Origin of the sequence: Synechocystis sp. LEGE 06083 (assembly GCF_015207725.1) — a bacterium.
GTDB classification, from domain to species: Bacteria; Cyanobacteriota; Cyanobacteriia; order Cyanobacteriales; family Microcystaceae; genus Synechocystis; species Synechocystis salina.
The window spans coordinates 1-10762 of the sequence record NZ_JADEWJ010000113.1 but is presented as its reverse complement, the minus strand read 5'-3'; the positions used below and the strand labels follow the sequence as shown (position 1 = coordinate 10762).

The window sequence follows — 10762 nt, the reverse complement described above, 5'->3', positions numbered from 1 at the left end:
TTATTTGATTGAGCCAACCCAGACGTTAAAAATATTTACAAAAACTTTCCCAAGTCGCCATTGTTTACCGGGTAAACAATCCAGAAAAATGAGCTAGGATGGCCTCAACATGAGCATTAAGTAGGTTAACCATGGGTGCTGTTATTTCGGCGATCGCCGCTTTGGCTAGTTGGACAGTATTTATCAGCGTTAAAAATCCCGATAACCCGAAAATTCCTAAACTTTTACGGCCCCTAGTCTTTTGCATTGCCCTATTAATGTCCGCCTTGTTTTTACAACAAAGTTTGGGAAGGGCAGTGGTGGTTATTCCCGCGGGGGAAGTGGGAGTAATTGAAACTATGGGCACCGTGGACACAGTCCCCCTCACCTCCGGGGTTTATTTCCTCAATCCTCTTTCCAAAGTGGTTACCTACTCCACCCGTTTACAGGACATCAAAGAGACAGTGGACACCTCTTCTAAGGAGGGCTTGAATTTTAACATTGATGTGAGTTTGCAATATCGCCTCAACCCGGAAATGGCTGGGGAAGTTTTTTCTAGTCTTGGTAATGAAGAACAACAGAGGGAAATTATCATCTCCCGCTTCCGTTCCCTAATTCGTGAAAATACCGCTAAGTATGACCTAAGTTCCATTTATGGTGACAAAAGGGCCGAAATTTCCCTCGACCTGGCCCAGTCAATGAAAGAACAACTGGAACCCATTGGTTTTTTGGTGGAAGATGCCCTAATGAGAAATGTAATTCTGCCGGAAAATATCCAAAAAGCCATTCAAGCCAAGGTGGAGGTGGAGCAAAGTAATCAAAAAAAACAATTGGAATTAATTAGTGCCCAAAGGGATGCGGAAAGAAAAATCATCGAAGCCCAAGGGGTAGCGGATTCCCAAAAAATTCTTTCCCAAAGTTTGACAGATCAAATTATTAAATTAAAAGCCATTGAAGCTACCCAGAAACTAGCGGAATCGCCCAACACAAAAGTATTAATTATGGGCTCGGGAGAGGGAAATTTACCCATTATCATGTCCGATCCTTAGCTGGAAGTTCTTCGCCCCACTGCCGGAGCGGAACAGGGACGATTACCAGAGTAAAACAGTGGTTTGTTAGCGGTCTTCCCCCCCCAACTACTACGAGCCTAACCTGAATTTATTGTTGGCCCAAACCTTCAGCGGCGTGGGCCTTAGCTAGACGAACATAGTTTTGTCCGTGGTCTAGCAGGCCTTGAACTTGGTCTTCACTCAGCTGTTTAACAATTTTTGCTGGTACTCCCATCACCAAAGACCGGGGGGGCACATCTTTGGGGACCACTGCTCCGGCACCGATGATACTTCCAGCGCCAATGCGGACGTTATCTAAAATCGTCGCCCCAATGCCGATCAAGCTACCCCGTTCAATGTGAGCGGCGTGGACCACAGCCCGATGGCCAACGGTGACCCAATCTTCTAGCACAGTGACAATGCCTGGATCGCCATGGAGTATGGCCCCATCTTGGATATTAGTACCCTCACCGATGGTGATGGCTTCTAAATCTGCCCGCACCACTGCTCCGTACCAAATACTACAATCCTTGCCTAGGTTGACTTTACCGATGACCGTGGCATTGGCCGCCACAAACGCTGCTGGGGACAAATCTGGGGGAGTAAGGTAAATGGGAAAGTTTGCGTCCATGGCGATCGCCGTTATGAGGCTAGGTTTTGAAGTTTAAGATAGGGGAGAACCTGTTGTATTGCCATAGTGCCATTGCCCATGACTGTTGATATTAAGACAACCCTAGTTAATATTCCCAACCAAGATTTGCAAATTGCGGGCTATGTGGCCGAGCCAGTGGCCGTGGGTCAGTACCCCGTAGTGATTGTAATTCAAGAGATTTTTGGGGTTAATAGCCATATCCGAGACGTGACCGAACGCATTGCCAAAGAAGGTTACGTGGCGATCGCCCCGGCCATTTACCAACGTCAAGCTCCGGGCTTTGAAACTGGTTACACTCCAGAGAGCATTGAAGTGGGCAAAAAACTCAAAGATCAAACCGATAGTGCAGAAATCCTCAGTGACCTAGAGGCGACCATTGCCTATGGGATGACTTTACCCAACGCTAAACCCGGCGGAGTAGGATTAATTGGCTTTTGCTTTGGTGGCTGGATCGCCTACTTAGGGGCTAGTTTAGCCACCGTCAAGGCCACCGCTTCCTTTTACGGTGCAGGTATTCCCCATTGGGCTCCAGGGAACGCCGAACCCCCCATTGCTTATACGGACAAGATCCAGGGTACTTTATACGCTTTCTTCGGCTTGGAAGATGCCAGCATTCCCATGGCGGATACGGAGCAGATCGAACAGGCCCTAAGCAAGTATCAGGTGAACCATAAAATTTTCCGTTACCCCGGTGCGGACCATGGATTTTTCTGTGACCAGAGGGCTAGCCATAACGCCGAAGCGGCCGCCGATGCTTGGCAAAAGGTGAAACAACTCTTTCAAGCTGAACTGTAATGAAATTTCTGATTCTCAATGCCGGTTCCAGCAGTCAAAAAAGTTGTCTCTATGAGATCCCTGGCGATCGCCTACCGGAAACAGCACCGGAGCCCTTGTGGGAGGCTTTTATTGACTGGACAGTGTTGGAAAATCAGGGGCGGCTAATGGTGGAAACCCCTGGTCAAAAACAGGTGATCATTCTCGAGACTGGCGATCGCCAACGGGGTATAGCCCGAATGTTGGACACTCTGGTAATGGGAGATCATGCTGTGTTGAAAAGTTTGGCGGAAATTGACTTGGTGGGCCATCGGGTAGTGCATGGGGGCACGGATTACGCCGTAGCTACATTGATTACCCCAACGGTGAAACAGGCCATTGCAGACTTAATTCCCCTTGCACCGGCCCATAACCCCGCCCACCTAGAAGGCATTGAAGCCATTGGCGAACAATTGGGAGACGTGCCCCAGATCGCTGTGTTTGACACTGCTTTTCACCGCACCATTCCCGCCCCCGCCGCCGAATATCCTATTCCCCAAGCCTGGACTGAATTGGGTATCCGTCGCTATGGTTTCCACGGCACTAGCCATAAATACTGCGCCCACAAAACGGCGGAGATTTTAGGTAAACCTTTGACAGAGTTAAAACTCATCACCTGCCACATCGGCAATGGTGCCTCCCTAACGGCGATTAAAAATGGAGTCAGCATCGACACCACCATGGGTTTTACCCCCCTAGAAGGTCTGATGATGGGGGCCCGGAGTGGTTCTATTGACCCAGCCATTGTGCTATTTCTGCAGGAAACCCAGGGTTTAACCCCAGCAGAAATCAACGCTACGTTAAATAAAAAATCTGGCTTATTGGGAGTTTCCGGGCGATCGCCGGATTTACGCGTCATTTTGCAAGCCAAAGCTGAGGGGGATGAACAAGCCCAATTGGCCTATGCCATGTATATCCATTGTTTTCGCCGTTGTTTGGGGGCCATGGTCGCTTCCCTCGAAGGTCTGGATACGTTGGTGTTCACCGCCGGGGTGGGGGAAAATGCGGCCACTGTGCGGGCTGATGTTTGCCAAGCTTTTCAATTCCTGGGTTTGAAACTTGATCCGGAATTAAACGACCGATCGCGGAGGAATGCCGTGATTTCTACCCCCGATTCCTTGGTGAATGTGTTGATTGTCCACACCGAAGAAGATTGGGCGATCGCCCAGGATTGTTGGCAGTGGTGGCATAGCCAGGGACCGGGCAAGAAACTGTAAATTGCGAAAATGTTAGAAAATGGCCGTGAAAATAAATGTTGAATTAGGCTAAATTTCCTTGGCTAGAGTCCGCATCCGCCAACACGTTAATCCCCTCAGTCAAAAATATCGGCAGGTGTTGGCCTGTCCCGATTGGGCCACCGTTTATGACGATGTCCAACGACCATTGCACCTGGATATTGGCTGTGCCCGGGGTCGCTTTCCCCTCAAAATGGCCCAACAACACCCCGACTGGAATTCTTTAGGGGTGGAAATCCGCCAGCCCTTGGTGCTAGAAGCCAACGAAACTGGCGATCGCCTGGGGTTAAAAAATCTCCATTACCTATTTGGCAACATTAATGTGGAGCCAGAAAAATTCTTTTCCGCCTTGCCCCCCACTCTGCAACGGGTCAGTATTCAATTTCCTGACCCCTGGTTTAAGCAACGACATAATAAACGGCGGGTGGCCCAACCGGAACTGGTGATGGCGATCGCCAAGGCCTTACCCCCAGGAGGGGAAGTTTTACTGCAATCCGATGTACAGCCCGTCGCCGAGGACATGAAAGAGCGTTTTGCTGAAAATGGCAATTTTGCCTTCAGCCACGAGACCCCTTGGTTAGCAGAAAATCCCCTCGGGGTGCCCACGGAAAGGGAAATTGCCTGTTTTAATTTGCATCGCCCGGTGTACCGCTGTCTATTGCAACGAATTCCCTAATCGGCCCTTAATTTGATAATGCCAATGTATCGACTTCGGCTGGAGAAAGTCCGGTTAATTCGACGATCAATGACTTTGCCAACCCAGACCCCAGCATATTCAAAGCAATTTGTTTTTTTGCTTCCATTAACCCTTCCTGTAGACCTTCCACTTTGCCCTCCAACTTACCTTCCTGTTTACCTTCTTCCAAAATGGCTTGATAGATGACAGATTCCTTCATGATGTCGCTCCTGAGCAACCGTTGAATCACTTGCTTGTCCAATGCTAACCCAGAAATGATTTCCGTTGCGGCAGTTAAATTTCGCTGTTGACGACGTTCAGCAATGCAGTCAATCCGTTGGGCAATGTCCCGTAGGGTTTGAATCGGGTCAGGGGTTTGGGACAGGGCCGCTAGGGGCATTAAACCTGGATTTTGTAGGAAAATGTCCACCGGCTGTTCCCAGAGGCGAATAACAGTAAATTCATGCCAGAGGTTAGCTAGTTCAAATGTTGTTTGACCAACCAATGGGTCTTGACTAGGCAATAGGTACACCACAAATTGCTGGATCCGTTGCTGGGGATATTTACGGTATAGCCGCAGGTAGTAGTCGGCCATGCGAAAGGGAATGGCCTGATCTGGGCGGGTTTGAAATTCCAGATGGAGGATCACATCTTGGGAGGCTAAAAAGGTGAGGGAGTCGGCTCGAATGGGTTCAGACGATAATTCCCGTGGCTCTAATTTGGTCAGGGCAATGGGTTTCCCCAACAGCCAAGTGGCAAAATCAGCGGGATAGGTTTCGGCGAGGTATTTGCAGGTGTTGTCGTACATTGACCGGGGAGTTGTTTTCGGGCATGGCAGACTCAGTTCCCCCTGATATTAAAGGACGGGGGGGAATTTTTACTGCAATCTGATGTACAGCCCGTCGCCCAGGACATGAAAGACCGTTTTGCTGAAAATGACAGTTTTAGCTTCACCCATGACACCCCTTGGTTAGCAGAAAATCCCCTCGGGGTGCCCACGGAAAGGGAAATTGCCTGTTTTAATTTGCATCGCCCTGTGTACCGCTGTCTATTGCAACGAATTCCCTAGTCGGTGACGATTTTGCCCCGAAAAACCAGGTAGTTATAGATGTTGTAGAACAGTAGGATCGGGATCAGGAAGCCGATGAAGGTCAACATAAACACCAGGGAACTGGGGGCCGCCGCCGCTTCATAGATGGTGACGCTGGGGGGAATAATATTGGGGAAGATAATGAAACCCAAACCGATGAAGGAAAGGGAAAACACTAAAAAAGTCCAGATAATGGGGGTATTTTCTTCCCGCAGATACAAACTCCGCAACAGTAGGCCAATGAACAATAATCCCACCAGGGGAATGGTGGCAAAAATGTACACCAACGGAGCGGTAAACAATTGGGTCCTGGCCTCTTCGGAAAAAGCTGGGGTACTAATGGTGATAAACACCGCCCCCGCCAACGTAGTCCAAGTGGCGATCGCCGCTGTTTTGAAATAGGTTTTTTGCAATTCCCCTTCGGTTTTCAAAATTAGATAGGTGGAGCCGATCAGCACATAGCCCTGGATGAGGGTGAGGGCCACAATGACCGATCGCCAAGTCAGCCAGTCCCACATGGTGCCGGCAAAATGGCCCTGGGCATCGACGGTAATGCCTTCAAACACACTACCGAGGGCAAAACCTTGACCCAAAGCGGCGAGGAAACTCCCCACCCCAAAGGTAATGTTCCAAACCAATTTACGATTAGCATTTTCCCGAAACTCAAAGGACACAGCCCGGAGAATTAACCCCACCACCATAATTACTGCTGGTAGATAGAGGGCATTCAAAATAGTGGCGTAGGCCAAAGGAAAAGCTCCAAATAGGGATCCCCCCATCAACACCAGCCAGGTTTCGTTGGCATCCCAGACATTCCCCAAACTGGTCATAAGAATGCTGCGTCGTTCCTCCGTGGAAGCGGTGAGGGATAAAATACCTACCCCCAGGTCAAAGCCATCTAGCAGGACATAGAGAAAAAGGAAAAGCCCCAAAATGAAAAACCACACCTGGGGTAAAAAATGTTGTAACGGTTCTAAAGGTTCCATGGTTCCTACTCCTTAATCTCGGCAACTTCGGCAATGTCAGCGGGGCGGCGGTTCGTGGCGTGCTTGGTAATGTTGCCCCAGAGAGAGGCTTCGGAACCCCGGGGAGCAGCCAAAGTTAAATCTGGGCCGTTGCGAATAATCCGACTACCAAAGTAGAGAGTGGTAATTAAAAAGACAATGTACATCACACTCAACCCTGTCAGGGAAAAGAGAATTTCACCAGGGGGCAAATTGGAAGCGGATTCTGCTGTACGCATCTCTCCGTAAACGATCCAGGGTTGCCGACCTACGCAACGGACAATCCAACCCGTTTCCACTGCCAAATAACCCAACGGAGCGGCGAAGACCCAGGCCCGCAATAACCATTTTTGTTGGCTAATGCTTTCTGGGCTCAGTTTACCCCGTAGCCATTGCCCCACCGTGACCGTCATCAAAGCGGCAAAGAATAGACCAATGGCCACCATAATGCGAAAAGAATAGTAAATTAAACCCACCATGCGGGGGCGATCGCCTGGGGCCCATTCTTTCAAGCCCTGAATGGGTTTATCCAGTTGGGGTTTGAGTTCCAAAATATAGCTCAATGCTCCGGGAATGCTCAGTTCCCAGTCATTTTTCTCAGCTTTATCGTTGGGTAGAGCTACCACACTCCAGGGCGCTGGGGTTTCCGCTGGCACCGTTTCCCAGAGGGCTTCCATGGCGGCAAGCTTAGCCGGTTGATGCACCGATACCTGCTCCGCACTTAAATGGCCAATGAAAATTTGTAGGGGAGCCACCGCCATCACCACCACCAAAATTACCTGCAAAGAGCGGGCAAAAAATTGCGGTTGACGACCGGTGAGAATACACCAAGCACTGATGCCCCCAATGACAAACATAGAGGTTTCTAAGGTGGCAAAAAACATATGCAGGAAACTGTTGACCATAAACGGATTGGCGATCGCCGCAAAATAGTCCTGCACCACAAATTTTCCGTCGACAAAAATGCCCCCGGCGGGGGTTTGTAACCAGGAATTAGCTGAGAGAATCCAAAAGGTAGAAAGATTTGCCCCAATGGCCACCAAAATAGTGGCAAGGTAATGAATTAATGGAGGAACCCGGTCCCAACCAAATAGCATAATGCCCAAAAAGCTAGCTTCGAGCATAAAGGCCATGGTGCCTTCAAACCCAAGCACTGTACCGAAAAAATCCCCTACGGATTCCGAAAAAGGGGCCCAGTTCAGACCAAATTGAAACGCCATGGGTAAACCGGTGGCTACCCCAATACCAAAATTTAAAACGTAGAGCCGAGCCCAAAATCGAGCATGGTGATAATAGTCTAAATTACGGGTTTTGAGCCATAATCCTTCGATAATTACTAAATAAATGCCCATACCCGTGGTTAATACCGGCCAGAGCATATGAAAAATGGCAGTGACGGCAAATTGTAGCCGCGACAACGCCACCGTATTACTTAAAAAATCCTGCATTGGCAAAAAGCACTCCTAAATGGTTTTCTGATAGTTAGAGTTTAAAAAAAATAGAGGGTTTTGCCCACTCTATCCCCTGCCCAAAACTAACAGAAACCAATGGGAAAGTCTCTGTATTATCAGCTACATTCCCCTTTTTTTGAATTACTGTTGCCAATATTAAGCGTTAAAAATCTGCTCCGGAGTTAGCACCAATTCCGAAAAAGTGGGCGAGACGAGGTTTTGTTGGCCTTGGAAAGCTTGGCGATCGTAAACGCCTTCGCCATTGAGGGTATAGATGAAAACGGTGGGTTCCTTCGGTTCCCCCAAAATGTCCCGACTGCCGATCGCCAGATAGTCAACAATCCAGTATTCTTTGATGCCAAGACGCTGATACTCGTCCAATTTATCAAAATAATCCGTTTCCCAATTGGTGGAAACCACTTCCACTGCCAACTGAATCGGCTCGGTTAAGGCTTTGTAATCGCCGGGATCGGAGCGCCACACATCCCGATCAATCACGCTCACATCGGGGATGCGCCCATGAAAACCACCAGTCTTAATTTCGGTTCTGATGGTGGCCTGGGTGGTGACATCAAAGTTCAATGAGAGACGACGTATTTCGTCATGAAAGGCGAAGAGAATGAACTCGGCAATTAATTTATGTTCGCGAGTGTTAACCATTTCGATGATTTCTCCATGGACCCATTCAAAGCGGCCTTCCTCGGGGCACTGCTTCAAAAATTGCTCGAAGGTTTGGATGGCAATGGTTTTAACTACGGTGGGGGTAACCATAATGATCTGATTCTCTCCGCACAGTGTTGGTTTTTCCTTGTTTTAATCTAACGACCCTGGGGCACGGCCTGGGGAGCAATGGCCGGACTTTCCGATGCTTGGGGACTAATCTCCACCGGCTCCTGTCCTGGGTCATCCGTGAGCAGACCCACACGGGGTACGGGCCAAAAACGGACAAAGGCACGGCCGAGCAATTTGTCCCGGGGGACAAAACCCCAGTAATGGGAGTCGTAGCTGTTGTTGCGATTATCCCCTAGCACCAAATATTGATCCTCTGGTACTTTCACTGGGCCGAATTCATAGCTTGGGGGGGCTGCAATGTAATTTTCTTCCAACATTTCGCCGTTGACGTAAACGTTACCTTGGGAAACCTTAACTTCGTCCCCCGGTAAACCGATGATGCGCTTGATGAAGGCATCGTGGAAATTTTTTGCCTTGAGGGCGTCGGTGGGGTTAAACACGACAATTTCCCCCCGCTCTGGACTCCGCAATCTATAACTGATCTTTTCAATGATCAGGCGATCATTAATCTGTAGGGTGGGCTCCATCGAGGAAGAGGGGATGTAACGGGCTTCGGCCACAAAAGTCCGAATACCGATCGCCAGAATAACCGCGGTGACCATGGTTTTGCCCAATTCTAGCCAGGTATTTTCCGGGGGGCTTTCCTTTTTTTTGGTGGTTTCGCGGACGATATTTTCGGTCATAGGGGGGCGGGAAAAGTGGCGAGATTTATCTTAACCTGTTCCAGTCTAGTCGCAGTCTTCCTCTTCTTCCTCTTGGTGAGACTTTGGCGATCGGGCCAGCAACTGTTCCGCTTCTGGGCAATCTTCAGAAATTAATAATTCATGACCGAGACGGGAAACGGAGGCCAATTTACGGTTAACGGAGCCGATACTCTCCAGGCGCACCATTTCTTCCCAGGCACAGACTTCATCCTCTTCTTCGGTTTCATAGCGAAAAGTGACTAAATCCCCTTCCAGTGTCAGAATTTTGGCATTTTCCACCCACCTTTGTTGGTCCCTTAGGTAAAGGCTGACTTCGTGGCCATCGGTACAAAGTTGATAGATTTTCCGGTGTAGCATTGGCAAGCTCCTAGATAGCAGTGGGGGGACGGGACACGGCAAAACAAGGCCTTAGGGGATCCGTCTGGGGGGGTACTGGTGGGAGGTTGGTGCCGGATGGGCCAAAAAAAGTAACATATGGATCAAGAGAAAAATCCCTAGTGGGGAAAGCTTACGAGAATTTTAACGCAAATTAGTAGAAATCTGAGTCTAGGAGCTAGTTCCCTGCTATGGGGCGATTTTGAAAGGCCTTCTCCATGGTCCAATGGCGATCGGAGGATTGGTAAAGGTGTAGTCCGAAATCTGTATCCTCGTCATCGACCCAACCTAAATGCTGGAGATATGCCTGCACCTCTGTCATGGTGAGGGAAGCCTGGAGGGAGTCAGCAAAAAGTTTCCTCTGTTGATCATTGTAGTCGGAGCCGATCGCCATTACCAGAGCAGCTAACTTTTCTGGGGATTCGGGGCGAATTAAATCCCTAATTAATAAAAAACCGTGGGGCTTGAGTACCCGTTTCACTTCCCGTAAAAAATCCAGGGGCTTTGGTAAATGGTGACAGAGGCTATTAGCAATTACCCCATCGAAGGAACCATTGGCATAGGGCAATCGTTTCGCATCAACAAATTCTAGGCAAATTTGAGTTTCACACCCCGCCGCCACAACATTTTCCTTGGCGATCGCCAACATGGAACGGGCAAAATCGATGGCGGTGATTTGCCATGCAGGACGTAACTGGGCGAGTAGAATGGGGATACGGGCCGTGCCAGTACCGGCATCTAACACTGTGGCTTTGGTGGGGCCGAGTTGGCAAGCTCTCTGGGCAAAGGCCAGATTAACCGCTTGAAAGTCCATGGCATCGTAGTCCATTGCTTCTGCTTCGGTGTCCATCACCTCTGGCTCCAGGATTCTTTCCAACATCGGTCAATTACTCCAACTGGTTGCCCTGTTATTGTAAACACCCCACCCCACCACCAATGGCT

At 49.2% G+C, this 10762-nt stretch carries 12 protein-coding genes and 1 pseudogene; 5 read left to right on the top strand and 8 right to left on the bottom strand.

Annotated elements, in window-relative coordinates:
* Positions 1-131 precede the first annotated feature (131 nt).
* Positions 132-1028 (top strand): prohibitin family protein, encoded by an 897-nt coding sequence (locus tag IQ219_RS10220; protein ID WP_190599659.1) that lies wholly within the window; start codon positions 132-134, stop codon positions 1026-1028.
* A 109-nt stretch (positions 1029-1137) separates the two neighbouring features.
* Here IQ219_RS10220 and IQ219_RS10215 read toward each other — a convergent pair whose 3' ends face one another.
* Positions 1138-1659, bottom strand: a complete 522-nt coding sequence (locus tag IQ219_RS10215; protein ID WP_194072525.1) for a gamma carbonic anhydrase family protein — start codon at positions 1657-1659, stop codon at positions 1138-1140.
* A 78-nt stretch (positions 1660-1737) separates the two neighbouring features.
* Here IQ219_RS10215 and IQ219_RS10210 point away from each other — a divergent pair, with 78 nt between their 5' ends.
* The 3 genes from IQ219_RS10210 to trmB are packed head-to-tail and all read left to right on the top strand — an operon-like array spanning position 1738 to position 4404.
* Entirely contained in the window at positions 1738-2475 is a 738-nt protein-coding gene (locus IQ219_RS10210; protein ID WP_194072524.1) for a dienelactone hydrolase family protein, read from the top strand.
* A complete protein-coding gene (locus tag IQ219_RS10205) occupies positions 2475-3710 on the top strand; it encodes an acetate kinase (RefSeq protein ID WP_194072523.1) in 1236 nt (411 codons plus the stop codon). Before IQ219_RS10210 ends, IQ219_RS10205 begins: the two co-directional genes overlap by 1 nt.
* A gap of 58 nt (positions 3711-3768) precedes the next feature.
* Positions 3769-4404: a tRNA (guanosine(46)-N7)-methyltransferase TrmB gene (gene trmB, locus IQ219_RS10200; protein WP_194072522.1), complete on the top strand. Its 636-nt coding sequence runs from the start codon at positions 3769-3771 to the stop codon at positions 4402-4404.
* A gap of 7 nt (positions 4405-4411) precedes the next feature.
* Here trmB and IQ219_RS10195 read toward each other — a convergent pair whose 3' ends face one another.
* Positions 4412-5212 carry an Rpn family recombination-promoting nuclease/putative transposase gene (locus IQ219_RS10195; protein WP_194072521.1) on the bottom strand — a complete coding sequence of 267 codons (801 nt, stop codon included), beginning with the start codon at positions 5210-5212 and terminating at the stop codon, positions 4412-4414.
* 8 nt (positions 5213-5220) lie between these two features.
* On the opposite strand from IQ219_RS10195, the pseudogene IQ219_RS10190 reads away from it, so the two are divergent.
* Positions 5221-5473 (top strand): annotated as a pseudogene (locus tag IQ219_RS10190) (tRNA (guanosine(46)-N7)-methyltransferase TrmB); the annotation flags it as partial.
* On the opposite strand, the gene cydB reads toward IQ219_RS10190, so the two are convergent.
* The 6 genes from cydB to IQ219_RS10160 all read right to left on the bottom strand — a co-directional run bounded on the left by cydB (position 5470) and on the right by IQ219_RS10160 (position 10700).
* On the bottom strand, positions 5470-6480 hold the full coding sequence (gene cydB / locus IQ219_RS10185; protein WP_194072520.1) for a cytochrome d ubiquinol oxidase subunit II: 1011 nt from the start codon (positions 6478-6480) through the stop codon (positions 5470-5472). The pseudogene IQ219_RS10190 and the gene cydB overlap by 4 nt on opposite strands.
* 5 nt (positions 6481-6485) lie before the next feature.
* On the bottom strand, positions 6486-7946 hold the full coding sequence (locus tag IQ219_RS10180; protein WP_194072519.1) for a cytochrome ubiquinol oxidase subunit I: 1461 nt from the start codon (positions 7944-7946) through the stop codon (positions 6486-6488).
* A 159-nt stretch (positions 7947-8105) separates the two neighbouring features.
* Entirely contained in the window at positions 8106-8720 is a 615-nt protein-coding gene (locus IQ219_RS10175; RefSeq protein WP_194072518.1) for a Uma2 family endonuclease, read from the bottom strand.
* A gap of 47 nt (positions 8721-8767) precedes the next feature.
* Positions 8768-9424: a signal peptidase I gene (gene lepB / locus IQ219_RS10170; protein WP_194072517.1), complete on the bottom strand. Its 657-nt coding sequence runs from the start codon at positions 9422-9424 to the stop codon at positions 8768-8770.
* Between the two features lie 45 nt (positions 9425-9469).
* Complete coding sequence (locus tag IQ219_RS10165; protein WP_010871811.1) at positions 9470-9802, bottom strand: DUF6679 family protein; 333 nt, start codon at positions 9800-9802, stop codon at positions 9470-9472.
* A gap of 196 nt (positions 9803-9998) precedes the next feature.
* Positions 9999-10700, bottom strand: coding sequence for a class I SAM-dependent methyltransferase (locus tag IQ219_RS10160; RefSeq protein ID WP_194072516.1), 702 nt, complete (start codon positions 10698-10700; stop codon positions 9999-10001).
* Between the last annotated feature and the right edge of the window lie 62 nt (positions 10701-10762).